General features: G+C 67.2%; 19 protein-coding genes. 17 read left to right on the forward strand and 2 right to left on the reverse strand.

All coding sequences use genetic code 11. The annotated features are described in order from the left end of the window. The first annotated feature begins 99 nt into the window (after positions 1 to 99). The 8 genes from ACH0CP_RS05020 (at position 100) to ACH0CP_RS05055 (ending at position 11696) form a co-directional block, all read left to right on the forward strand. On the forward strand, positions 100 to 1038 hold the full coding sequence (locus ACH0CP_RS05020; RefSeq protein WP_294444828.1) for a LysR family transcriptional regulator: 939 nt from the start codon (positions 100 to 102) through the stop codon (positions 1036 to 1038). A 68-nt stretch (positions 1039 to 1106) separates the two neighbouring features. Then, a complete protein-coding gene (locus ACH0CP_RS05025) occupies positions 1107 to 2573 on the forward strand; it encodes an amidohydrolase (protein ID WP_406875887.1) in 1467 nt (488 codons plus the stop codon). Between the two features lie 36 nt (positions 2574 to 2609). Further along, the gene (locus tag ACH0CP_RS05030; protein WP_294445086.1) at positions 2610 to 3620 is read left to right on the forward strand and encodes a D-cysteine desulfhydrase; all 1011 of its coding nucleotides are present in this window, start codon (positions 2610 to 2612) and stop codon (positions 3618 to 3620) included. Further along, on the forward strand, positions 3620 to 4351 hold the full coding sequence (locus ACH0CP_RS05035) for an aspartate/glutamate racemase family protein (RefSeq protein ID WP_294445087.1): 732 nt from the start codon (positions 3620 to 3622) through the stop codon (positions 4349 to 4351). The genes ACH0CP_RS05030 and ACH0CP_RS05035 overlap by 1 nt, the downstream gene beginning before the upstream one ends. A 202-nt stretch (positions 4352 to 4553) precedes the next feature. Further along, entirely contained in the window at positions 4554 to 6893 is a 2340-nt protein-coding gene (locus ACH0CP_RS05040; RefSeq protein ID WP_294445088.1) for a TonB-dependent receptor, read from the forward strand. A 14-nt stretch (positions 6894 to 6907) separates the two neighbouring features. Further along, positions 6908 to 8185, forward strand: coding sequence for a M20/M25/M40 family metallo-hydrolase (locus ACH0CP_RS05045; RefSeq protein ID WP_294445089.1), 1278 nt, complete (start codon positions 6908 to 6910; stop codon positions 8183 to 8185). Between the two features lie 16 nt (positions 8186 to 8201). Next, the gene (locus ACH0CP_RS05050) at positions 8202 to 10994 is read left to right on the forward strand and encodes a M14 metallopeptidase family protein (protein WP_406875841.1); all 2793 of its coding nucleotides are present in this window, start codon (positions 8202 to 8204) and stop codon (positions 10992 to 10994) included. Positions 10995 to 11171: 177 nt separating this feature from the next. Beyond that, the gene (locus ACH0CP_RS05055; protein ID WP_406875840.1) at positions 11172 to 11696 is read left to right on the forward strand and encodes a hypothetical protein; all 525 of its coding nucleotides are present in this window, start codon (positions 11172 to 11174) and stop codon (positions 11694 to 11696) included. 45 nt (positions 11697 to 11741) lie between these two features. On the opposite strand, the gene ACH0CP_RS05060 is transcribed toward ACH0CP_RS05055, so the two are convergent. Further along, positions 11742 to 12164 carry a PilZ domain-containing protein gene (locus ACH0CP_RS05060; protein WP_294445170.1) on the reverse strand — a complete coding sequence of 141 codons (423 nt, stop codon included), beginning with the start codon at positions 12162 to 12164 and terminating at the stop codon, positions 11742 to 11744. A gap of 95 nt (positions 12165 to 12259) precedes the next feature. Continuing rightward, positions 12260 to 13618, reverse strand: a complete 1359-nt coding sequence (locus ACH0CP_RS05065) for a short-chain fatty acyl-CoA regulator family protein (RefSeq protein ID WP_406875839.1) — start codon at positions 13616 to 13618, stop codon at positions 12260 to 12262. 121 nt (positions 13619 to 13739) lie between these two features. On the opposite strand from ACH0CP_RS05065, the gene ACH0CP_RS05070 reads away from it, so the two are divergent. From ACH0CP_RS05070 to ACH0CP_RS05110, 9 genes are all read left to right on the forward strand, one after another. Continuing rightward, positions 13740 to 15266 (forward strand): acyl-CoA carboxylase subunit beta, encoded by a 1527-nt coding sequence (locus ACH0CP_RS05070; RefSeq protein ID WP_406888359.1) that lies wholly within the window; start codon positions 13740 to 13742, stop codon positions 15264 to 15266. A gap of 44 nt (positions 15267 to 15310) precedes the next feature. Next, complete coding sequence (gene mce / locus ACH0CP_RS05075; protein WP_294445226.1) at positions 15311 to 15730, forward strand: methylmalonyl-CoA epimerase; 420 nt, start codon at positions 15311 to 15313, stop codon at positions 15728 to 15730. A gap of 26 nt (positions 15731 to 15756) precedes the next feature. Continuing rightward, positions 15757 to 16548 carry an enoyl-CoA hydratase-related protein gene (locus ACH0CP_RS05080; protein ID WP_406875837.1) on the forward strand — a complete coding sequence of 264 codons (792 nt, stop codon included), beginning with the start codon at positions 15757 to 15759 and terminating at the stop codon, positions 16546 to 16548. Between the two features lie 127 nt (positions 16549 to 16675). Beyond that, entirely contained in the window at positions 16676 to 18838 is a 2163-nt protein-coding gene (gene scpA, locus ACH0CP_RS05085) for a methylmalonyl-CoA mutase (protein WP_294444556.1), read from the forward strand. Positions 18839 to 18843: 5 nt separating this feature from the next. After that, entirely contained in the window at positions 18844 to 19224 is a 381-nt protein-coding gene (locus tag ACH0CP_RS05090; protein WP_406888357.1) for a lysozyme inhibitor LprI family protein, read from the forward strand. Beyond that, positions 19224 to 20234 carry a biotin synthase BioB gene (bioB, locus tag ACH0CP_RS05095; protein ID WP_294444557.1) on the forward strand — a complete coding sequence of 337 codons (1011 nt, stop codon included), beginning with the start codon at positions 19224 to 19226 and terminating at the stop codon, positions 20232 to 20234. Before ACH0CP_RS05090 ends, bioB begins: the two co-directional genes overlap by 1 nt. 151 nt (positions 20235 to 20385) lie before the next feature. Further along, positions 20386 to 22413, forward strand: a complete 2028-nt coding sequence (locus tag ACH0CP_RS05100; protein WP_294444540.1) for an acetyl/propionyl/methylcrotonyl-CoA carboxylase subunit alpha — start codon at positions 20386 to 20388, stop codon at positions 22411 to 22413. A gap of 107 nt (positions 22414 to 22520) precedes the next feature. After that, positions 22521 to 23993, forward strand: coding sequence for an efflux transporter outer membrane subunit (locus tag ACH0CP_RS05105; RefSeq protein ID WP_294444541.1), 1473 nt, complete (start codon positions 22521 to 22523; stop codon positions 23991 to 23993). After that, complete coding sequence (locus ACH0CP_RS05110) at positions 23993 to 25372, forward strand: efflux RND transporter periplasmic adaptor subunit (RefSeq protein WP_294444543.1); 1380 nt, start codon at positions 23993 to 23995, stop codon at positions 25370 to 25372. The genes ACH0CP_RS05105 and ACH0CP_RS05110 overlap by 1 nt, the downstream gene beginning before the upstream one ends. The last annotated feature ends 31 nt before the right edge of the window (positions 25373 to 25403 follow it).

Genomic DNA, 25403 nt, shown 5'->3' on the forward strand with positions numbered 1-25403 from the left:
CGAAAAGGCGGGTTGGCAGGCGGGTGAGACGTGTTATCGTTTCGTCATAATAATAGAACAGTCGCGGAGAGGACGGGACACCGGAACCGGGGGGTTGCCATGAATCTCCGTCACATCGAGGTATTCCACGCGGTCTATACCGTCGGGTCGATCAGCGGCGCATCGCGGCTGCTGAACGTGTCACAGCCGTCGGTGAGCAAGATCGTCAAGCACGCCGAAAGCCGCCTCGGCTTTCCCTTGTTCACGCTGGTGCGCGGGCGCCTGACGCCGACCGAGGAAGCGCATATCCTGTTCCGTGAAGTCGATGACCTGCACAGCCGGATCGACACCTTCCAGCGCGCCGCGCGCAACATGCGATCGACCTCCGAAGGGCATATCCGCGTCGGCGTGCTGCCATCGCTGGCGCTGGCCGCGACGCCGGCCGCGATCGCGCGCTTCCGCCGCAAGCTGCCGCTGGTGACGTTCGAGGTATCCGCGGTGCACCATGACCAGTTCCGCGAGGCGCTGATGTCGCGCGAATGCGACTTCGTGATCGGGCATTCGGGGCCGACGACGCTGGAGATCACCTCCGTTCCGCTCGGTTCCGGCCGCGTCGGGGCCTTGTTCGTCGACGGGATGTTCCCGGAGGAAGCGGCGGCGATCCCGCTCGACCTGCTGCGCCAGCATGAGGTGATCGGCCTCGCGCCCAGCGTCGCGATCGGGGACATGGTGCGCCCCGTGATATCCGCGGCCACGGGCGACGCGCCGGGAATCCAGGTGCGGTCGGTGTACATTGCCGCGGCGCTGGCGCGGAACGGCGCGGGCGTCGCGATCGTGGACGAATTCACGGCGCAGGCATTCGTCGGCGACGGGCTGCACTTCCGGCCGATCGAGCCGCTCGCGGAGTTCGAGCTGGCGGTGCAGTACCTCGCCACCCATCCACCGTCGCGGCTGGCGCGCAGCTTCATCGACCTGAAGCGCGATATGCTGAGCGCGGCGCGGATCGAGGCGCAGCGGGCGAGCGATTGCACAAACGCTATGGGTGCCAACCAACACTGAATAGCCTTTCCATTGTGCCCACCGCCGCATCGTCGCACACTTGGCAGCGAAATCGGGGAGTTGGCATGATCAATCGGATCGGCATGGCCGCAGTCGCCGCGGTGGCACTGAACAGCGTCGCAGCGCAGGCAGGGCCGCTTGACGAGGCAGCGCGGGCCCGCGTGCTGGCCGGTGTCGATGCCAAATCGGTCGAGGCGAACGGCCGCGCGATCTGGGGCTTCGCCGAGACCGGATATCAGGAACAGAAGAGCGCGGCGCTGCTCGCCAAGACGCTGAAGGATGCAGGCTTCGAGGTGACGATGGGCGTTGCCGGGGAGCCGACCGCCTTCATCGCGAGCTTCCGCAATGGCGCGGGGCCAGTCGTTGCCGTGACCGCGGAATATGACGCGTTGCCGGGGCTGGCGCAGAATGTGTCGCCGACCAAGTCGCCGATCGCCGGCCAGGCGCATGGCCATGGCTGCGGCCACAATTTGCTGGGTGCCGCATCCGTCGGCGCTGCGATCGCGGTGAAGAAGTGGATGACCGCTGCCAAGGTGCCGGGCGAGCTTCGCGTCTATGGCACGCCGGCCGAGGAAGGCGGGTCGGGCAAGGTCTATATGGTGCGCGACGGCCTGTTCAAGGACGTGGACGCGGCGGTGCACTGGCATCCTGCGGGCGCCAACTCGGCCGCGCAATCGATCACCATGGCGAACACCAACGGCAAGTTCCGTTTCCGCGGGACATCCGCCCATGCCGCCGCAAACCCGGACGCCGGCCGCTCGGCGCTGGACGCGGTGGAGATCATGAACGTCGCCACCAATTACCTGCGCGAGCATGTGCCCGATCGCACGCGGATTCATTATGTGATCACCAGCGGCGGCGGCGCGCCCAATGTGGTGCCCGATTATGCCGAGGTCTTCTATTACGTGCGTTCGCACGATCCGCAGATCGCCCGTTCGGTGATGGCGCGGGTGAAGAAGGCGGCGGAAGGCGCGGCGATCGCGACCGAGACGAAATTCGAGTTCGAGCAGATCGGCGGCGTCTATTCGATGCTGCCCAACGACACGCTGGGCAAGGTGATGGACCGCAACCTGCGCACGCTCGGCGGGATCGAGTGGACCGCGGAGGAAAAGGCCTTCGCCGCCAAGATGCGCGAAAGCGTGCCCAATGCACGCGGCACGATCGATTCTGTCGCGCAGGTGCAGCCTTACGCCGTGCGCACCGATCCCGATGCGGCCGGCGCCTCGACCGACATGTCCGACGTGTCCTGGGTGGTGCCGACGGTGGGGCTGGGAACCGCGACCTTCGTGCCGGGGATGCCGGGCCACAGCTGGCAGAATGTCGCCGCCGCCGGCATGAGCATCGGCGCCAAGGGATCGGTGCTGGCCGCGCGAACGTTGGCACTGACGGTTGCCGAGATGCTGTCGAGCCCCGATGTTCTGGCGGCTGCCAAGACTGAGTTCGAAGGGCGCCGTGGAGCCAATTTCACTTACGAAGCGATGGTCGGCGATCGGCCGCCAGCGCTTGATTACCGGAACAACGCGCGGGTCGACTGACCGCCCGCGCCGTTCCACCTTCAGGAGTAACCGACGATGAATCTCGCGCGTTTCGCGCGCCGCCGCTACACGGCCGGCGCGACCGCCATCGAGCCCATGCCGCACCTGACGCGCGCGCTGGGCGGGGCCGAGCTGTACATCAAGCGCGACGATCAGCTGGGGCTGACCGCGGGCGGCAACAAGACGCGCAAGCTGGAGTTCCTGGTCGCCGATGCACTGGCGCAGGGCGCGGACACGCTGATCACGGTCGGCGCGGTGCAGAGCAACCATTGCCGCCTGACACTGGCGGCGGCGGTGCGCGAGGGGCTGAAGTGCCGCCTCGTCCTGGAGCAGCGCGTGGCGGGGAGCTACGACCCCGCGGCCTCGGGCAACAATTTCCTGTTCGACCTCCTGGGAGTCGAGGCGGTGACGGTGGTCGACGCCGGCGCCGACCTGCAGGCCGAGATGGAGAAGGTGGCGGCGGAACTCTCCGCGGCCGGCCGCAAGGGCTATATCATTCCGGGCGGCGGATCGAACGCGCTGGGCGCGCTCGGCTATGTCGCCTGCGCCGAGGAGATCCTGGCGCAATCGTTCGGGATGGGAATCGCGTTCGACCGCATCGTGGTGGCGAGCGGCAGTGCCGGCACGCACTCGGGCATCGTCGCCGGGCTGATCGGCAATAGCGCCGGCATTCCGGTGACCGGAATCAACGTGCGCCGGCCGCGCGCGGAGCAGGAAGGCAATGTCCACAAGCTGGCCGTTGCGGCGGCCGAACTGGCGGGATCGTCGGTGGCGGTGCCGCGCGAGGCGATCGAGTGCCGCGACGAATGGATTGGCCCGGGTTACTCGCTCCCGACCGCGGAGATGGTGGAAGCGGTGCGGCTGTTCGCCGCGCACGAAGGCGTGCTGCTCGACCCGGTCTATACCGGCAAGGCGGCGGCGGGGCTGATCGGCCTCGTCCGTTCGGGCGAGATCGGCGCCGACGAGCGCGTGCTGTTCGTCCACACCGGTGGATCGCCCGCGCTCTACGCGTATCAGCCGGTCCTGACCGGGGCCGTGCCGCTCTGATGGGCGCGCCGCTGATCGCCCCGCTGACCGTCGGCGTGCTCGGCGGCATGGGGCCGGCGGCGACGATCGACTTCATGGCCAAGGTGCTGCGCCATTCGCAAGGCGTAGCGGCGCGCGAGCAGGACATCGTTCGCCTGATCGTCGACAGCAATCCGTCACTGCCGGATCGCAATGCTGCCGTTGCCGGCACCGGGCCGTCACCCGCCCCGGGGCTGGCGGCGATGGCGCTCGGGCTGGAGCGTGCGGGCGCGCAGCTGCTGGTGATGCCGTGCAACGCCGCCCATGCCTTCGCCGATGCCGTGATCAACGAGACGCCGCTGCCGTTCCTTCACCTGATCGAGGAAACGGTGGCGGCGGTGGCGCGCGCCTATCCCGAGGCGCGGCGGATCGGCGTGCTGGCGGTGAACGGCGCGGTGCAGGCGCGGCTGTACGAGCGCGCGCTTGAGCCGCGCGGGCTTGAACCGGTGGTGCCGACCAACGCCGAGCGCGCCGCCTTCATGGAGGGCGTGTGGAAGATCAAGGCGGGTGACCTCGCCTTCGGCCGACGCGCGCTGCTGACCACGGCGGAACAGCTGATCGCGCGCGGCGCGGACGTGATCATCGCCGGCTGTACCGAAGTGCCGCTGGTGCTCGGGCCGGGCGACGTGACGGTGCCGCTGATCGATTCCACCGATGTGCTCGCCCGCCGCACCGTCGAGGTCGCAAGCAACAATGTTGCGCATATAGCTTGAAGTTATACTTATACGAACAGTCGCTAGGGGTTTTGCGTAACGAAGGGACTCGTACCGCCTTCAAGTGTCGATAGCATGACACCCCAGGGAGAGGCGGTTCACAACCGACCAGCGGGGCTACGAGCCAGATAAAACCAGCCGATGGCACCTGCACGGTCGGACCAGGGGGGTCCGAATAATGACGCGTACCATCGCTCGTTCCATGCTTATGCTGTCCGTCTCGCTGGCGGCGATGTCGCCAGCCCTGGCGCAGACTGCACCCGATCCGGCAGAGGCCGGCGCTACGGCAGCCTCGCAGGCACCCGGCACCGACGTGCGGCCGGCGCCGGTCGGCCCCAGCGAGGATACCGGCGAGATCGTGGTCACCGCGCTGCGCCGCGAATCGACTGTCCAGTCGACGCCGCTCGCCATCACCGCGCTGGGCGAGGGGGCGCTGGCCAACCTTGGCGCGACGACGATCGCCGACGTGATCCGCCAGGTGCCGGGCCTTCAGCTGACGGAGAGCGATTCGGGCCGCACGCGCGTCTCCATCCGCGGCATCCAGGGGGCGGGCGAAAGCACCGTGGGCCTCTATTATGGCGATACGCCGCTGACCGGCCCGTCCGGCGTCAGCTCCGATCCCGCGGGCGCCACGCCCAACCTCAACCTGTTCGACGTGCAGCGCGTCGAAGTGCTGCGCGGGCCGCAGGGGACGCTTTATGGCTCGGGATCGATGGGCGGCACGATCCGCGTGCTGTTCAACCAGCCGGACGCGACCCGCTACGAAGGGCAGGCCGAGGGGCAGATCGCCAACACGCGTTACGGCACCTACAGCTATTTCGCGAAAGGCGCCGTCAACGCGCCGCTGATCGAGGACAAGCTGGCCGCGCGCCTGGTGCTCTACAAGGAGCGGCAGGGCGGCTTCGTCGACATGACGGTGCTGAACCGCGAGAACGTCAACACCGCGGATCTCGAGGGTGGCCGCTTCCTGCTGTCGTGGAAGCCGGTGGAGGACGTGAAGCTTTCGGGCATGGCGCTGTACCAGACGCAGAACATCGCCGGCACGTCGCAATATTCATCGGTGCTGGGGCCGTATTTCTCGGACATCCAGGTGAACCAGCCGTGGAAGGACAAGCTGCAGCTGTATACCGGCACCGCGGAGGTCGACTTCGGCTTCGCGACGCTGGTGGCGATCACGTCCAAGTACCGCTGGGACGTGGAGAGCACGAACGACAACGTCCGCTCCTACGCCAATGTCATCGCGCGCGGCACCTGGTGCCCGCTCTATACCCGGATCGCGCTCGGCACGCCGACTACCACCTGCACCCCGGCGCAGCAGGCGACGTATCGCGAATACGCCAATTCCAAGCAGCCGATCGGCGCGTTCCAGCCGCGGTTCGTATCCAACTGGACCAACGAGGCGCGGCTTAGCTCGACCGGCAAGGGGCCGATCAGCTGGACGATCGGCATGTTCCTGGAAGATCGCGAGGACCGCGTCGACACGGTCGTGTTCCCGGGCGTGCCGGCGACGGGCAATCCGCGCAGCCCGGTGGAGAACCTGGGCGGGCGCTACATCACGGGCAAGGTGAAGCAGACCGCCTTCTTCGGCGAGGCGGGCTTCCGCGTCCTCGATCCGCTGACGATTACGGTCGGCCTGCGCCACTATGACTACACCAAGACGGTGGGCGGCGAGTATCTCGGCTACAACTTCTTCAACGGGCAGGAGCCGCGCCCGTATCAGGAGACGAGCGCGGACGCGACCGGCTGGGTCGGCAAGTTCAACGTCGACTTCCAGGTGACGGACAATCTGCTGCTGTACGGCACCGCGGCGGAAGGCTTTCGCCCTGGCGGCGCGAACAACATCCCGAACCTGCCGGAAGCCTATCTGGTGTATGGTCCGGACTCGCTGTGGAATTACGAGATCGGTGCGAAGACCAGCTTCTGGGATCGCCGCGGCACGTTCAACGTCGCGCTGTATCGCACCGACTGGAAGAACGTGCAGACGTCCGTCTCGACGCTGCAGAACGGCGGCGGCAACTTCAGCTTCATCTACAACCTTGCCGGCGTGACGGTGGAGGGCGTGGAGGTCGAAGGATCGCTTCGTCTGCCGCAGAACGTGCGCCTGAACGCATCGTACAATTACAACAATGCGCGGCTGCGCGGTGACCAGGTGGACGCGACCGGCTTCATCGTCGCGCCGGGCCTGGACGGCGACAAGCTGGCCTATATCCCGCGCATGACGGCGTCGGCGGGGGCGGAGTGGACGCCGCCGGTGACGGACGAGATCGACGCGCTGTTCCGCTTCGACTGGACCTATACCGGCAAGATGAACACCGAGCTTCGCCCGGTGAACGCCTTCTACCGCGAGATCGGCAATTTCAGCATCTTCAACGCGCGTGTCGGCATCGACACGGATTCGGACCTGGGCGTCGCGATCTTCATCAACAACGTGTTCGACAAGCGCGGGCTGAACCGCGTCAGTTCCGCGACGGGCGTGCCGGACTTCTATGTTTCCAACCGGCCGCGTACGGTTGGCCTCAACATTCGAAAGGGGTTCCGTTGATGGGGGGCGTGCGCATGAAGCGTGGAGTGATGCTGGCCGTGCTGGCGGCAGCGGTGGCGATGCCGGGAATGGCGGCGGCGCAGAACCGTGACGCGGCGGCGAAGGCGCTGCTTGCCAGCCCAAAGTTCGCCGCAGCCAAGGCGAAGCTTGCCGCCGATCATGACCGTATCGTGCAGGACGTGATCACGCTGACCGAGATCGAAGCGCCGCCGTTCAAGGAGGCCAAGCGCGGCGCGGCCTTCCTCGAGATGCTGCGCGCCGAGGGGCTGACGGACCTGACGACCGATGCGGAAGGCAATGTGTATGGCACCCGCAAGGGCACCGGCGGCGGGCCGCTGATCGTCGTCACCGCGCACCTCGACACGGTGTTCCCGGAAGGGACCAACGTGAAGGTGCGGCGCGAGGGCAACATGCTCTACGCGCCGGGCATCGGGGACGACACGTCGAGCCTGCCGGTGCTGCTCGGTTTCATTCGCGCGATGAACGCGGCGAAATACACCACCAAGGCCGACATCATCTTCATGGGCAACGTCGGCGAGGAAGGGCCGGGCGACCTGCGCGGTTCGCGCTATCTGTTCACCAAGGGGCCGCTGAAGGACCGGATCAAATACTTCATCTCGTTCGAGCCGGGCCGCGCCGGGCGGATCACCAACGCGGGCGTCGGATCGCGGCGCTACAAGGTGACGTTCACCGGCCCCGGCGGCCATTCGATGGGCGATTTCGGCATCGTGAACCCGGCCTATGCGATGGCCAACGCGATGGTCGAATTTGGCAAGATGAAGGTGCCGACCGAACCCAAGACCGTCTACAACGTTGGCCTGCTGGAAGGCGGCACGTCGGTCAATTCGATCCCGTTCTCGACCGCGATGACGATCGACATGCGATCGTCCGGCAAGGCGGAGCTCGAGGCGGAAGAGAAGGAATTCCTCGCCATCCTGCCGCGTGCGGTGGAGGCGGAGAATGCCGCACGCTCCACGGCCAAGGGCAAGATCGCCTATGAGGCGAAGCTGGTCGGCGACCGGCCGGTCGGCAAGACGGCGCAGATTGTCGACATCGTCGAGATCGCGACCGCGGTGGCCAAGGCGAGCGGCTTCACGCCGCGTTACGGCGCCGGATCGACGGATTCGAACATCCCGATGAGCCTTGGCATCCCGGCGGTGACGCTGGGTTCCGGCTTCGAGACGATGCGCGCCCATTCGCTGGAAGAAGCGATGGTGGTGGACAAGGAAAAGGATGTCGCCAGCATGGCGGTGGGGCTGGCCACCGTCCTGATGCTGGCCGACGCGAAATAACGGGGGAGAGATTCACATGCGTGCATTGATGCTGGCAGCCACCGGGCTGTCGATCGTTCTGGCGACCAACGTCGCCGCGCAATCGCGGCCGATCACCAATCCCGAGACGGTGCTGAAGGCGAAGCCCGGATCGGACTATTTCCTCGCCAACTACAAGCAGATTTCCGACTGGCTGCAGCGCGTCGCCACCGAAAGCGACCGGATGAAGCTGATCAGCATCGGCAAGACGGCCGAGGGGCGCGAGCAATATGTCGCGATCATCTCGTCGCCTGAGAACATCCGCAATCTCGACAAGTATCGTGCGATCTCGCAGCAGCTGGCGCTGGCCAAGGGGCTGACCGACGATCAGGCCAAGGCGCTGTCGCGCGAGGGCAAGGCGGTGGTGCTGATCGACGCCGGCCTGCATGCGACCGAGGTGGTGAACGCCCAGTCGCACATCCAGCTGATCCACGAGATGCTGACCCGCAACGACGCGGAAACAACGCGGCTGCTGAACGACACGATCGGGCTGTACGTCTTCGCCAATCCGGACGGACTGGACCTTGTCGCCAACTGGTACATGCGTCCGGCCGACAAGCTCAAGCGCGACAGCAACACGATCCCCGTGCTGTACCAGAAGTACGTCGGGCACGATAACAACCGCGACAGCTTCGCCTCTAACCAGCCCGAGACGACCAACATGAACCGACTCGCCTATCGCGACTGGTTCCCGCAGATCCTGTACAACCAGCACCAGACCGGGCCGGTCGGCACGGTGGTGTTCATCCCGCCGTTCCGCGACCCGTATAATTTCAACAACGAGCCGCTGGTCATCAACGGCACCGACGCGGTCGGCACGGCGATGCATGCGCGGCTGATCGCGCAGGGCAAGGCCGGTTCCGTCTCGCGTTCGGGCGCGCCCTATTCCACCTGGTTCAACGGCGGCATCCGCACGGTTGGCTATTTCCACAACCAGATCGGCATCCTGACCGAGATCATCGGCAATCCGACGCCGATGGAGATCCCGCTGGTGCCGGCCAAGCAGCTGGCGGGGCAGGACGCGTACATGCCAATTGCGCCGCAGAAGTGGCATTTCCAGCAGTCGATCGATTACGTGAAGGAAATGTCGCGGGCGATCCTCGACTATGCATCGCGCAACCGCGAGGACGTGCTCTACAACCGCTATGTCATGGGTCGTAACCAGATCCAGAAGGGCAGCGAGGACAGCTGGGTCCTGACGCCGAAGCGGATCGAGGCGGCCAAGGCCGCGGCCGAGAGCATCAAGAAGGACGGCGGCGGCAGCGCGCTGGACGATCTCGCCGGCTACAACACGCGCGATATCGTGCCGAGCACGATCTACAAGACGGTGTTGCAGGATCCGCAGTATCGCGCGCCGCGCGCCTTCGTCATTCCCGCCGACAAGCAGGCGGACATGCCGACCACGGTCGCCTTCCTCAATTCGCTGATCAAGACCGGCGTCGAGGTGGAGCAGGCGCCGCAGGGCTTCAGCTATGGCGGCAAGCGCTATGCCCCCGGATCGTACATCGTGCGAGCCGACCAGGCCTTCCGCCCCCATGTGCTCGACATGTTCGAGCCGCAGGATCACCCGCAGGACTTCGCCTATCCGGGCGGGCCGCCGATCCGGCCGTACGACATCACCGGCTATACGCTGGCGTACCAGATGAACGTGACGTTCGACCGGCTGCTGGACGGCGCGCCGGCGCACTTCACGCCGGTGCCCGACGTGATCGAGACGCCGCCCGCCGGGCGCATCATCGGCACCGGATCTGCCGGCTATGTCGTCGATCACGGCACCAACAACAGCTTCACGCTGACGAACCGCCTGCTGAAGGCAGGGGTGCCGGTGTTTTGGCTGAAGCAGGCGACCAGTGTCAGCGGCGCGCAGCTGGCGCCGGGCGCCTTGTGGATCCCGGCTGGCGGCGCAGCGAAGGGCATCGTGGACACCGCGGTGCGTACGCTTGGGATCGACGCCCATGCGGTGGCGGCGAAGCCTGCGGGCGACACGGTGAAGCTGAAGCCGGTGCGGATCGCGCTGGTCGACCACTATGGCGGCTCGATGGCGTCGGGCTGGAACCGCTGGATCTTCGAGAAGTACGAATTCCCCTATACGGTGGTCTACCCGCAGGAGCTCGACAAGGGCGGGCTGAACGCGAAATATGACGTGATCGTGGTCCAGTCCGACGTGCTGGGCCGACCGGGGCGGCCGCCGCAGAAGCAGCCGGCCGCGGCCGATCTGCCGGCGGAATGGCGCATGGCGCTTGGCCATGTGACGAGCGAGAAGACGGTGCCGCAGCTCGCGTCGTTCGCCAAGGCAGGCGGCACGGTGGTGGCCGTTGGCAATGCGACGCGGCTTGGGCCGGAGCTTGGCCTGCCGGTCTATAATGCGCTGACCAGCGTCGACGCGTCGGGCAAGCGCACGCCGCTGCCGAGCACGAAGTTCTACGTGCCCGGATCGGTGCTGCAGGCGAAGGTCGATCCGACCGATCCGCTCGCCTACGGCGTGCCGGAGACGCTGGACGTCTTCTACAATAACAACCCGACCTATTCGTTCACGCCCGGCCAGGCGGGCGTGCGGCGCGTATCGTGGTTCGCGAGCGACGATCCGCTGCGGTCCGGCTGGGCCTGGGGGCAGAAGGCGCTGAACGGCACCTCGACGGTGATCGACGGGACGCTGGGCAAGGGCCATGTCTATCTGCTGGCGCCGGAAGTGACGCAGCGTGGCCAGGCCTATGCCTCGTTCAAGTTCCTGTTCAATGCGGCGCTCTATGGCCCGACGCAGGTCGGCGCGGTGACGAGCGCGGACGACTGACGAGCATCCCCGCGCGGCGCCGAGCGCGCCGCGCGGGCGCTTCTTTGACCGGCGCGCATCGCGCTGTCGGCACGTGCTTAACGGCGCGTTAGGGACGATTGCGCGGAACGGGCACGCAGCCGGCCGCTTCTATCCAGGCGCATTGGTGGCGCAGCACCAATACAGGATGGAAGAGACATGAACGCCAACCTCGTTTCCGCGATTTTCGATACCCATGCCGAGGCCGAGCGCGCCGTGAGCGACCTTCGCCGCGCCGGCGTCAGCGATACGGCGATCTCGGTCGTCGCGCAGCATGAGGGCAAGACGACCACCACCGATGGCGCAGGCCATGACGGCGGCACCCGCGAGTTCGTCGGCAAGGTGGCGGCGGGCGCCGGGATCGGCACGCTGCTGGGCATTGCCGCGCTGGCCATCCCGGGTGTCGGTCCGCTGGCGGCGGCAGGCGCGATCGCGTCTTCGGCAGTGCCGGGCGCGGCGATCACCGGCGCGGCGCTGGGCGGCGCGGCCGGCGGCCTGGAGAAGGTGATGACCGACCACGGCGTCAGCGAGGATGATGCGCGCTATTATGGCGAGCGGGTGAACAGCGGCGGCGTGTTCGTGTCCGTCAACACCGAGGCGGCCGGGCTGGCGCCCGCAGAGGCGGAAGACATCCTCTACGCTGGCGGTGGGCACAATTCGCGCCGGGCACGCGCCGCTCTTTGAGATTAGCGACACGTCTGATGAGGGCTCGTGCTGCGGCGCGGGCCCTTATTTGCGATAGGCGTCGCGCAGATCGCCGATCCAGCCGGCGCGCGGCGCGATCGCGGGGCTTTCCAGCGGCGGCTTGGCGGCGCGGGAGGGGGCGATCATCGTCTTGGCGCGCGCTTCCTCCGGCTCGATCGGTTCGGCGAACTTCAGCCCGGCAAGCCCGTCCTTCACCCAGACGACCGTCGCGCCGACCGACTGGAGCGCACCGACCGTGACCAGCACCGTCGCGCCGACCCGCAAGGTGGCGGCCTGATCGAGGCGAACCCCGCCGGTTGAGAGATCGCGCACCCGGTGGCGTGTCGGCGCGGTCCCGCCGAAGCGCTCTACCACCGCGCTCAGCAACACGTGATGACGCGGGGCACGCGGCGCCAGCGCCGGTCCTTCCGCCTCGTCCGTGTCGGGTGGGTCGCAGGGCTCTGCCATCGCCCCATAATGGGAAAATCGGGACCGCGGTTCAATCGCCGCTGCGGCGAGACGATGCACTGTGTTGCAGGCGCGCCGGGGCGACCTGCGGCTGGCTAAAGCACGCGATAGGGGACGATGCGGCGCACCGCCGGCTCCACGGCGATCGCGCGGTCGCTGGGCGGAAAGGCGCGCTGGTCGCAATCGATGCGTGGGCAGAGGCGGCAGGAGACGCCGATCGGGGTGGGCGCGCCGGTGCGGTCGATCGCATCGGCATAGACGAAGTCCGCCGCATGGCTCGCCTCGCAGCCGAGCACCACGGCATAGCGGCGGGCCAGCCGATCGAAGCGACCGGAGGATTTGACCAGCCCCTTGGCCATCGAGATGTAGCGCGCGCCGTCCGGCGTCTCGGCATGCTGGACGAGGATGCGGTCCGGAATCGCGACCGCTTCGTGCACGTGCCACAAGGGGCAGGCACCGCCGAAGCGGGCGAATTGAAGCCGCGTCGCCGAATGGCGCTTGGTGATGTTGCCGGCCATGTCGACGCGGCAGAAGTAGAAGGGGACACCCTCCGCCCCGGCGCGCTGCAGCGTCGAGAGCCGATGGCAGGCCTGTTCGAAACTGACGTTGAAGCGGTGCGACAGGCGGTCGATGTCGTGCCGCAAGCGCTGCGCCTCGGCGCGGAAGCGCGCGTACGGCATGACGAGCGCGCCGGCGGCGTAATTGGCGAGGCCCACGCCGAGCAGGCGCCGCGCCTCGCTGCCGGGCAGATCGGCGGCGGCGACGATCCGTTCGATCTCCGACGCGAAGGCCGTGGCGGCGAGGCGGTGAGCGACGAGGAAGCGCTGCGTTTCCGGCGGCAGGGCCGCGTTCAGCGTCAGGCGCACGCCATCGAAGCGCGACAGGGGCGCATCTTCGTCATGATCGGTGGCGAGGACGATATTGTGATCGGCCAGCGCGCGGGTGAGGCTGCGCGCGTGCTCGGCGAGATCCTCCGCCGCACGGTCAAGCGGATCGACGTAATTGCCGGCTTCGTGAAACCAGTCCCGCACCGCTTCCCACGGCAGGCGCGCGCCGCTGCCGGCGACGAGCGATTCCTCGGCCAGCGCAAGCCGGTCCTCCGCCGCGCGCTTGGCAGCGTGGAGCGCGATCAGGCGATCGGCGACTTCGGGCTGAGTCTCCGCAAGCCGGGCGGCATCCATCGTGTCGAACGCGGCGAGCGAGGGATCGGCCAGCGCGGCGCCGAGCGCCGAGAGGCGGCGGGCCGGGGCCTCGCCCTCGATCGCGGCGAGCGCCTGGGGATAGTGGCGGGCAAGCGCCGCGGTGACTGCGCCCGTCAGCGGTCGCTCTCCCGTCTCCAGCTGCGAGAGATAGCTCACCGAAATGCCGAGCCGTTGCGCCATGGCGCGCTGGTTGAGGCCGGCGGCGCTGCGCAGGGTGCGCAGCTGGGTGCCGGCATAGAGCCTGGGTTTCACCTTCGAGCCTTTCGCGGGTGCCGAATTCCTAGTTCGCAATGCGGGTTTTCGCAAATTCGCAAATTCACATTTGCCACGCCGCCGTGGGCAGCGCACACAGCGCCACCGTCAGGAGAGATGCATGTCGTCGACGATCGAGGAACTGGAACGCAAGCGCGCCGCAGCCCGGCTGGGTGGCGGGCAGAAGCGAATCGATGCGCAGCACGCCAAGGGCAAGCTGACCGCGCGGGAGCGGCTCGACGTGCTGCTCGACGAGGGCTCGTTCGAGGAGCTCGACATGTTCGTCGAGCATAATTGCGTCGACTTCGGCATGCCGGACCAGGTGTATCCGGGCGACGGCGTGGTCACCGGTTCGGGCACGATCAACGGCCGCCTCGTCTTCGTCTTCAGCCAGGACTTCACCGTGTTCGGTGGGTCGCTGTCCGAACGCCATGCGCAGAAGATCTGCAAGGTGATGGACATGGCGATGAAGGTCGGCGCGCCGGTCATCGGCCTCAATGATTCGGGCGGCGCCCGCATCCAGGAGGGCGTCGCCTCGCTCGGCGGCTATGCCGAGGTGTTCCAGCGCAACGTGCTCGCATCGGGCGTGGTGCCGCAGCTGAGCCTCATCATGGGCCCCTGCGCGGGCGGCGCGGTCTACTCCCCGGCGATGACCGACTTCATCTTCATGGTGAAGGATTCGAGCTACATGTTCGTCACCGGCCCCGATGTGGTGAAGACCGTGACAAACGAAGTGGTGACGCAGGAGGCGCTGGGCGGCGCCGTCACGCACACCACCAAGACGAGCGTCGCCGACGTTGCGTTCGAGGACGATATCGAGGCGCTGCTCGCCGCGCGGGACTTCATCGATTTCCTGCCCGAATCGAACCGCGCGCCGGTTCCAGAGCGCCCCACCGCCGATCCGTGGGACCGGCTGGAGCCGAGCCTCGACACGCTGATCCCGCCGTCCGCCAACCAGCCGTACGACATGCACGAGCTGATCCGGAAGGTGTGCGACGAGGGCGATTTCTTCGAGATCCAGCCGGCACACGCGGCGAACATCATCTGCGGCTTCGGCCGGATCGAGGGCAAGACGGTGGGCGTCGTCGCCAACCAGCCGATGGTGCTGGCTGGCGTGCTCGACATCAATTCGTCGAAGAAGGCGGCGCGGTTCGTCCGCTTCTGCGACGCGTTCGACATTCCGATCATCACGTTCGTCGACGTGCCGGGCTTCCTGCCGGGGACGAGCCAGGAGCATAACGGCATCATCAAGCACGGCGCGAAGCTGCTGTTCGCTTATGCCGAGGCGACTGTGCCGAAGATCACCGTCATCACGCGCAAGGCCTATGGCGGCGCGTATGACGTGATGGCCTCCAAGCACCTGCGCGGTGACTTGAACTACGCGTGGCCGACCGCCGAGATCGCGGTGATGGGCGCGAAGGGCGCGGTGGAGATCATCTTCCGCGGCCTGAACGAGGAGGGCATCGCCGAGAAGACGCGCGAATATGAGGCCCGCTTCGCCAATCCGTTCGTCGCCGCGTCAAAGGGCTTCATCGACGAGGTGATCCAGCCGCACTCGACCCGCCGCCGCATCGCGCTGGGCCTGCGCAAGCTCAAGAACAAGAGCCTGGAGAACCCCTGGAAGAAGCATGACAACATCCCGCTGTGATCGGCGGTATGTTCACTCCTTGAAGCAATAGAAAAGGACCGACGATGCAGCTTGGCCGCCTGAACCATGTTGGCGTGGCGACGCCGTCGATCGCGAAGTCCATCGAGACGTACCGGACGCTGCTTGGCGCTGATAAGATCGGCGAGCCGTTCGATCTGCCGGCGCAGGGCGTGAAGGTGTGCTTCGTCGACGCTCCGAACACGCAGATCGAGCTGATCGAGCCGTATGACGCGACCTCGCCGATCGCCAATTTCCTGCAGAAGAACCCGGCCGGCGGGCAGCATCACGTGTGCTTCGAGGTGCCCGACATCCACGCAGCGGTGGCGCACATGAAGGACAATGGCGCGACCGTGCTGGGCGAGCCGCGGATCGGCGCGCATGGCACGCCGATCGTCTTCATCCACCCGAAGAATTTCGGCGGGATGCTCGTCGAGCTGATGGAAGAACCAAAGGGCGATCACTGAACGGTCGCGACAGGAGAGGGAAGAACATGGCCGAATATGAAACGATCCTGACCGAGAAGAAGGGCGATGTTCTCGTCCTCACCCTCAATCGGCCGGAGCGGCTGAATGCCGCCTCGATCCAGCTGGCCGAGGACCTGACCGTTGCGCTGTACGACCTGCAGGGCGCGCGCGCGGTGCTGATCACGGGTGCCGGCCGGGCGTTCTGCTCGGGCGCCGACCTCCAGGCGCGCGGCGGCGGCGAGAGCGTGGTGACGGGCGGCGACACCAGCCACCGTGCGCTGATGAACTTCTACAATCCGCTGATGAGCCAGATCATGAACCTGTCGGTCCCGGTCGTCACTGCGGTGAACGGCCCGGCGGCAGGCGTGGGTTGCTCGATGGGCCTGGCCGGCGACTTCGTGTTCGCGGGCAAGAGCGCCTATTTCCTGCAGGCGTTCGTCAACATCGGCCTGGTTCCGGACGGCGGCTCGACCTGGCTGCTGGCCAAGACGATCGGCAAGGCGCGCGCCACGCAGATGATGATGCTGGGCGAGCGGATCAGTGCCGAGCAGGCGGAGAATTGGGGCCTCATCTACAAGGCGGTCGACGATGCCGCGCTGATGGACGAGGCGCTGGCGATGGCGACCCGGCTTGCCGCGGGGCCGACGGTGGCGCTGTCGGCGATGCGCAAGAACATCATGACCGCGCTGGACGGCACGTTCGACCAGGTTTTGCGCGCCGAAGCCGAGGGCCAGCGGCTGGCCGGCGGCTCGCAGGATTCCCGCGAGGGCGGGCTGAGCTTCCTCGAGAAGCGCAAGCCGGTGTTCACGGGCAAGTGATCCAACCCCGTTCGTGCCGGCCGGCGCCGCGCCACCCGGCACGAACGGATCGAGAGTTTGAGCAATGACCGACAAGCCTGAAACCAACCTCGGCGAAGACGCCGGCAGCGTCCCCAAGCCGGCGGCGATGCCGACCGAAGTGGCCGCGCCGCCGCCCGCCCCCACGATCGACACGTGGGCCAAGGCCGCCGAGAAGGAGGTGAAGGGCAAGGACCTGACGTGGCACACGCCCGAGGGCATCGACGTGAAGCCGCTGTACACCGCCGCTGACGTCGAGGGCTGGGAGCCGGGACTGCCGGGCTTCGCGCCGTTCACCCGCGGCGTGCGCGCGTCCATGTACGCCGGTCGACCGTGGACGATCCGGCAATATGCGGGCTTTTCGACGGCCGAGGAATCGAACGCTTTCTACCACCGCAACCTGAAGGCGGGGCAGAAGGGCCTGTCCGTCGCGTTCGATCTCGCCACGCACCGCGGCTATGACAGCGACCATCCGCGCGTGACCGGCGACGTCGGCAAAGCCGGCGTTGCGATCGACAGCGTCGAGGACATGAAGATCCTGTTCGACGGCATCCCGCTCGATCAGATGAGCGTGTCGATGACGATGAACGGCGCGGTGATCCCGATCCTCGCCTTCTTCATCGTTGCCGGCGAGGAACAGGGCGTTGATCGCAAGCTGCTCGACGGGACCATCCAGAACGACATCCTCAAGGAGTTCATGGTCCGCAACACCTACATCTACCCGCCCGAGCCGAGCATGCGGATCATCTCGGACATCTTCGGCTACACCAGCCGCGAGATGCCGAAGTTCAATTCGATCTCGATTTCCGGCTATCACATGCAGGAAGCCGGCGCGACGCAGGTCCAGGAGCTGGCCTTCACCATCGCCGACGGCATGGAATATGTGAAATACGGCGTTGCGTCGGGCCTCGACATCGACAAGTTCGCCGGCCGCCTGTCGTTCTTCTTCGCGATCGGCATGAACTTCTTCATGGAGATCGCCAAGCTGCGCGCCGCGCGCGTGCTGTGGCACCGGGTGATGACGAACCTGGGCGCGAAGGACGAGCGCTCGAAGATGCTGCGCACCCATTGCCAGACAAGCGGCGTCTCGCTGACCGAGCAGGACCCGTACAACAACGTGATGCGCACCACGATCGAGGCGATGGCGGCGATGCTGGGCGGCACCCAGTCGCTGCATACCAACGCGCTCGACGAGGCGATCGCGCTGCCGACCGATTTCTCCGCCCGGATCGCGCGCAATACGCAGCTGGTGATCCAGGAGGAGACCGGCATGTGCAATGTCGTCGATCCGCTGGGCGGCAGCTACTACATCGAGGCGCTTACCAAGGACCTGGTCGACCGTGCGTGGGAGATCATCGAGCGCGTCGAGGCCGAGGGCGGCATGGCCAAGGCGGTCGCCGCGGGCTGGCCCAAGGCGATGATCGAGGAAGCCTCCGCCGCGCGGGCGGCGCGGGTGGATCGCGGCGAGGACGTGATCGTCGGCGTTAACAAGTATCGCAAGGACAATGAGGATCCCATCGAGATCCTCGACGTCGACAACCATGCCGTGCGCGAGGCGCAGATCCGCCGCATCAACAAGATGAAGGCGGAGCGCGACGAGGCGGCCTGCCAGGCGGCGCTCGACGCGCTGCGCGAAGGCGCGCGCGGCAAGGGCAATTTGCTCGAGCTGGCGGTGGAATGCGCGAGGCGGCGGGCGACGCTGGGCGAGATTTCGTCGGCGATGGAGGATGTGTTCGGTCGCTTCGGCACGTTCCCGACGCCGGTGAAGGGCATCTACGGCGGCGCTTACAAGGAAGACGAGCGCTGGGCGCGGTTGCTGCGCGGCGTGGAGGCGGTGGAACGGCGGCTGGGGCGCCGCCCGCGCATGTTCGTCGCCAAGATGGGCCAGGACGGGCACGATCGCGGCGCTAACCTCGTCTCGTCCATGTTCGGTGACCTCGGCTTCGAGGTAGTCGCTGGGCCCTTGTTCCAGACGCCGAAGGAATCTGCCGCGGTCGCGCTGGAGAAGGACGTCGACATCGTTGGCGCATCGAGCCTTGCCGCGGGGCACAAGACGCTGATCCCCGAGCTGATCGGCCATCTGCGCGATGCGGGGCGTTCGGACATCAAGGTGATCGCGGGCGGCGTCATTCCGGCGCAGGATTATCAGGCGCTGTACGACAGCGGCGTGCAGGCGATCTTCGGGCCGGGCACGAACCTGATCAAGGCGGCGGAGGACGTGCTTCGCCTGCTGGGCCACAACATGCCGCCCGAAGCGGAGGCGGCGGAGTGACGGGCGTGCGCAGCCTGTTCGTTGCTGCCGTCGGCGGGGCGTTGCTGCTGGCGGCCCCTGCCGCGGCGCAGACGCAGGCGCAGATGAACGCGAGCGCGGGTGCCGTCTATCAGCGCGCGGACGCGGCGATGAATGCGCAGTGGAAGCGCACTTATGCCTATATGAAGGGCAGGGACGCGCAGGACCGTGGGCGGGTGAAGTTCGGCTATGCCGCGGCGACGCTGGCCAGCCAGCGCGCCTGGATCGCGTTCCGCGACGCGCAGTGCAAGATCGAGAGCGGCGAGGCGGCCGGTGGCTCGCTTCAGCCGCTGGTCCGCGCGCAATGCCTCGCGCGGCTGACGCAGGAGCGCACCACGCAGCTGAGGAACCTGATGTGGAGCCGGTGATCCGCACGGACTGGACGCGCGGCGAGATCGCCGAGCTGTTCGACCTGCCGTTCGACGAGCTGATGTGGCGCGCCCAATCGGTGCACCGCGCGCATCATGCGGCGGGCGAGGTGCAATTGTGCACATTGCTGTCGATCAAGACCGGCGGCTGCCCCGAGGATTGCGGCTATTGCTCGCAATCCGCGCACGCCGACAGCGGCGTCAAGGCGACCAAGCTGATGGACGTGCGCAGCGTGCTGCAGCGCGCGGCCGAGGCGAAGGACGCGGGAAGCCAGCGCTTCTGCATGGGTGCGGCGTGGCGCAATCCCAAGGAGAAGGACATGCCCGCCATCGTCGAGATGGTGAAGGGCGTGCGCGCCATGGGGATGGAAACCTGCATGACACTGGGCATGCTGACGCCCAGCCAGGCCGACATGCTCGCCGACGCCGGGCTCGACTATTACAACCACAATATCGACACCTCGCCGGAGCGTTATGGCGAGGTGATCTCGACCCGCACGTTCGGCGAGCGGCTCGAGACGCTGGAGAATGTGCGTACCGCGGGCATCAACCTGTGCTGCGGCGGCATCGTCGGCATGGGGGAGACCCGCGAGGATCGCGTCGGCTTCGTCCATGCGCTCGCCACCCTGCCGCGCCATCCCGAAAGCGTGCCGGTCAACGCGCTGGTGCCGGTGAAGGGCACGGTGCTGGGCGACATGCTGGCGGATACGCCGCTCGCCAAGATCGACGACATCGAGTTCGTCCGGACCGTGGCGGTGGCGCGGATCACCATGCCGATGAGCATGGTGCGGCTGTCCGCGGGGCGCGAGAGCATGTCGGAGGCGACACAGGCCTTGTGCTTCATGGCTGGCGCGAACTCGATCTTCACCGGCGACAAGCTGCTCACCACCGGCAATCGCGGCGACAGCGCCGACGCGGCGCTGTTCGCGAAACTGGGCGTCCGCCCGATGGCTGGCGAGGAGCCGGCGCGGGCGTGCCGCAGCGCGGCCGTGATGGAGGCTGCCGAGTGAGCGTCATCAGACACCGTCATGCTGAATTCGCTTCAGCATTCATCCATCCACAATCGCCGTCCGTGCCCGTGGCACGGTGGACCCTGAGCCAAGTTCAGGGTGACGGCACATGGGTTCGCGCGATGCGCGAACATGCTGGTTAGGGGCCGTCATGTTCAAGAAAATCCTGGTCGCCAATCGTGGCGAGATCGCGTGCCGGGTGTTCCGCACCGCGAAGAAGATGGGGATCGCGACGGTCGCGGTCTATTCGGATGCCGACGCGCGGGCACCGCACGTGCTGATGGCCGACGAGGCCGTGCGGCTCGGGCCGGCGCCGGCGGCGGAAAGCTATCTCAAGGCGGATCTGATCCTGGCCGCGGCCAAGGCGACCGGCGCGGATTGCATCCACCCGGGCTATGGTTTTCTCTCCGAGCGTGAGAGCTTCGCTAAGGCCTGTGCCGAAGCGGGCATCGCCTTCGTCGGCCCGCCGCCAAACGCCATCGCGGCGATGGGGGACAAGATCGAATCGAAGAAGCTCGCCAAGGAAGCCGGCGTCAATGTCGTCCCCGGCTTCCTGGGCGAGATCGCCGATACCGAGGAAGCGGTGAAGATCGCGACCGACATCGGCTATCCGGTGATGATGAAGGCATCGGCCGGGGGCGGCGGCAAGGGCATGCGGCTTGCCTGGAACGAGCAGGACGTGCGCGAGGGCTTCGAAGCGACCAAGCGCGAGGGCCTGGCGAGCTTCGGCGATGACCGCGTGTTCATCGAGAAGTTCATCGAAAGCCCGCGCCATATCGAGATCCAAGTGCTCGGCGACCAGCACGGCAATGTCGTGTACCTCAACGAGCGCGAATGTTCGGTGCAGCGCCGTCACCAGAAGGTGGTGGAGGAAGCGCCGTCGCCATTCGTCACGCCCAAGATGCGCAAGGCAATGGGCGAGCAGGCGGTCGCGCTCGCCAAGGCGGTGGGATACTATAGCGCCGGTACGGTCGAGCTGATCGTCTCGGGCGCCGACAAGACCGGCGAGAGCTTCTATTTCCTGGAGATGAACACCCGCCTGCAGGTGGAGCACCCCGTCACCGAGGAGATCACCGGGCTCGATCTCGTCGAGCAGATGATCCGCGTCGCGGCTGGTGAGAAGCTGGCGTTCAGCCAGAAGGACGTGAAGATCGACGGCTGGGCGATCGAGAACCGCGTCTATGCCGAGGATCCCTATCGCGGCTTCCTGCCCTCGATCGGCCGGCTGGTGCGCTACAACACGCCGGCCGCCGACAAGCGGCAGGCGCCATTCGGCGAGGATGAAGGCGCGCCGGGCGTGCGCGTCGACGATGGCGTTGCCGAGGGCGGCGAGGTCAGCATGTTCTACGATCCGATGATCGCGAAGCTGATCACCCACGGCAAGACGCGCGAGGAAGCGATCGACAAGCAGATCGCGGCGCTCGACCAGTTCGAGATCGTCGGGCCGGGCACGAACCTCGATTTCGTATCCGCGCTGATGCAGCACCCCCGCTTCCGCTCGGGCAACATCACGACCGGCTTCATCGCGGAGGAATATCCCGACGGCTTCCACGGCGCGCCGGCATCGGAGGAGACGGTGCGTACGCTGGCGGGCATCGCCGGCTTTGCCGCCACCGCCGAGGCGGATCGTGCGCGCCGTGTCGACGGCCAGCTGGGCGATCGCCTGCAACCCCCGGCCGAATGGGTGGTGCGCATCGGCGACAAGGACCATGACGTCACCGTTTCGCGCGACGCGCTGATCGTGGATGGCACGGAACTGCCGGTCGCGATCGAATATACGCCGGGTGACCGCGTGGTCGTTGCAGAGCCGACCGACGGGGACGGGCAGCCGCTGAGCGTGAAGCTAGGCAAGACGCGCACCGGCTTCACCCTCAATGCGCTGGGCGCGACGCACAAGGCGCGTGTGCTGCCGGCGCGAGCGGCGCCTTATGCCAAGCACTTGATCGAGAAGGTGCCGCCGGATCTGTCGAAGTTCCTCATCGCGCCGATGCCGGGCCTGCTGGTGCGCTTGCACGTCGAGGTGGGCGACCGCGTGGAGGCCGGTCAGCCGCTCGCGGTGGTCGAGGCGATGAAGATGGAGAACATCCTTCGCGCCGAGAAGGTCGCGGTGGTGAAGGTGCTGAATGCGGCCGCCGGCGAGAGCCTGCAGGTTGACCAGGTGATCCTCGAACTCGAGTGATCATGTGCGCCTCCCTCGCCCGATGGCGGGCGGGGGAGGCGGCTCGCGACAATTCGCGACACAATTGCGCTGGACCCTTTCGGCCCTTCCAGCCATTTCGCTGGTCTATGTTGCGCAAACGTGCCCACCTCCTGCTTGCCGGCGCGCTGGCAGGGTGCACCGTCGGCCCGGATTATCGCCCGCGCGCTGCGGCGGAACTGGGCGTGCCGGACGCCTTTTCCGTCACCGCGCCGCCGCGCCGCGAGGATCTGACCCGCTGGTGGCGGACGTTCGACGATCCGGTGCTTGGCGATCTGGTCGAACGGGCGGCGGCGGCAAATCTCGACATCGCACAGGCAACCGCGCGGCTGCGCCAAGCGCGTGAGGCGCTGGTGCAAAGCCGCGCGAGCCTGCTTCCGTCGCTGAACGGATCGGGCGGATATAGCAGGTCCGAAACCTTCCGCGGGGGCGGCACCACCATCACACTGCCGGACGGCACGGTGCAGAATGTCGGCGGCGGCGGGGGATCGAATTTCTCGCTCGGCCTCGATGCCCAGTATCAGTTGGGCCTGTTCGGCGAGGTGCGGCGCGCGGTGGAGGCGTCCCGCGCGCAATATGAGGCGAGCGGGTTCGATCAGGCGACGGTGCTGCTGTCGGTTCAGGCGGAAGTCGCGCGCAATTACGTGCTGGCGCGGCTCTACCAGCTGCAACTCGCCAATGCGCGTGACAGCCTGGCGCTTCAGGACGATAATCTGGAGATCGCCGGCTTCCGGGTGCAGGCCGGGCTGGTATCGAGCCTGGACGAGGAACAGGCACGCGTGCAGCGCGCGCAGACTGCCGCTTCGGTGCCGCAGATCGAGCAGCAGTATAATGCCGCGGTGTCGCGGCTGGGTGTGCTGGTGGGCGAGGCGCCCGGCACGCTGAAGCCGATGCTGGCAGCGACCAAGCCAATCCCGCGCGGGCCGAACACGGTGGGCGTCGGCATTCCGGCGGACGTGCTGCGGCAGCGACCGGACGTCCGCTCCGCCGAGCGAAACCTGGCGGCGGCAACGGCGCAGATCGGTGTCGCCAAGGCGCAGCTCTATCCCGCGCTGGCGATCAGCGGCAGCATCGATACGCGGGCCGGCACCGTCGGCAGCCTGTTCGAGACGATCACCGGCGGCCTGTTCGCCGGGCTGACGCAGGCGATCTTCAACGGCGGGCGGCTGCGCAGCCAGGTGCGCGGCGCGGAAGCGGCGACCGATGCCGCGCTGGCGGCGTACAAGCAGACCGTGCTGACCGCGCTGGAGGATGTGGAGAATGCCGTGGTCGCGCTCCGCACGGCCGAGGAACGCGAGCGGCAATTCGCTGTCGCGCTGCAGGCCGCAAATGCGTCGGCCATTCTCAGCCGTAGCCAGTATCGCACCGGCCTCACCGATTTTACGACGTTGAGCCAGCAGGAGGCTGCGCTGCTGTCGGCGCGCAACAGCGCCGCACAGGCGCGTGCCGACCATGCCAATGCGCTGGTCCAGCTCTATACCGCGCTCGGCGGCGGATGGGACGCCAGCGTCACCCCTGAGGCGCCCGCGCCCCAGAGCATCAATCAGGACGGAAACCGCTGATGGCGAGCGAGCAGATCGACGAGTTCCTGGGCGTGAAGCCCCAGCCCGCGTGGCAGCGCTGGCTGAAATGGGTGCTGATCGCAATCGGCGTGCTGTTGCTGCTGCTGCTGGGCTGGCGGTTGTTCGGGCCGAAGGCGGAGACCGGCTATGCCACTGCGCCGGTGCGGCGCGGCGATCTGACCGTGACGGTATCGGCGACCGGCAAGCTCGCGCCGACCAACCAGGTAACGGTTGGTTCGCAGCTGTCCGGCCTCGTCACACGCGTGGTGGTCGACGTGAACGACCGGGTGCGTGCCGGCGAGGCGCTGGCGCTGATCGATCCCGAGCAGATCGACGACCAGATCCGTGCCAGCCAGGCGCAGCTGGCGGCAAACGTGGCGAGCGTGAATCAGGCCAAGGCGACGGTAGCGGAAGCGCAGGCGCAGCTTGCCCGGTTGCAGGAGGTATATCGCCTGTCGAACGGCCGCGTGCCGTCTCGCACCGAGCTTCAGACCGGCCAGGCCAATGCACAGCGCGCGGTCGCTGCGCTCCGCGTCGCGGAAGCGAACGTCACGGCGGCGCGCGCCAACCTGTCGCAGAGCCAGACACAGCGGCAACGCGCGATCATCCGCTCGCCCGTCAACGGCGTGGTGCTGGCGCGGCAGGTGGATCCGGGCCAGACGGTCGCTGCCTCGTTCAACACGCCGACGCTGTTCGTGATTGCCGAGGACCTCAGCAAGATGAAGCTGGAGGTGGCGATCGACGAAGCGGACGTTGGTGCGGTCAAGGAGGGGCAGAAGGCAACCTTCACGGTGGATGCCTTCCCGGGGCGCAGCTTCCCGGCGGCTATCACGCGCGTCGACCTGGGTTCGAACCTGACGGCGAGCACCGCGAGTGCCTCGAGCAGCACCTCGACCGCGGGAAGCACCACCGGACAGGTCGTCTCCTACGCCGCCGACCTTTCGGTGGAGAACCCGACGATGGAGCTGCGGCCGGGCATGACCGCGACCGCCGACATCATCACGAGCGACAAGAAGAACGTGCTGCTGGTGCCCAATGCTGCCTTCCGCTTCCAGCCGACGGCGGGTGCCGGCGGTGACAGCGGCGGCATCGCCGGATCGCTGACCTTCCGGCCCCGGCGCGGCGGCGGTGCCTCGCGCGAGGTGAAGATCGGCCGCGGGGCGCAGCAGACGGTGTATGTGAAGGACGAGGACGGGAAACCGCGCGCGATCCAGGTGACGACCGGCGATACCAACGGCAGCGTGACCGAGGTACTGTCCGGCGGCTTGCGCCCGGGGATGGAAGTGATCACCGGGCAGCTGTCGAGCGGTGACGACGGCGCCCGCGGCGGTGGCGGCGGCGGTGGCCAGCGGCGGCAGCGTCAGGGCGGCGGTGGCTGAGATGAGCCCCGCCTTTACCCCGCGCGCCCGC

It is taken from the genome of Sphingomonas sp. 179-I 2A4 NHS, assembly GCF_045369135.1.
Lineage (GTDB): Bacteria > Pseudomonadota > Alphaproteobacteria > Sphingomonadales > Sphingomonadaceae > Sphingomonas.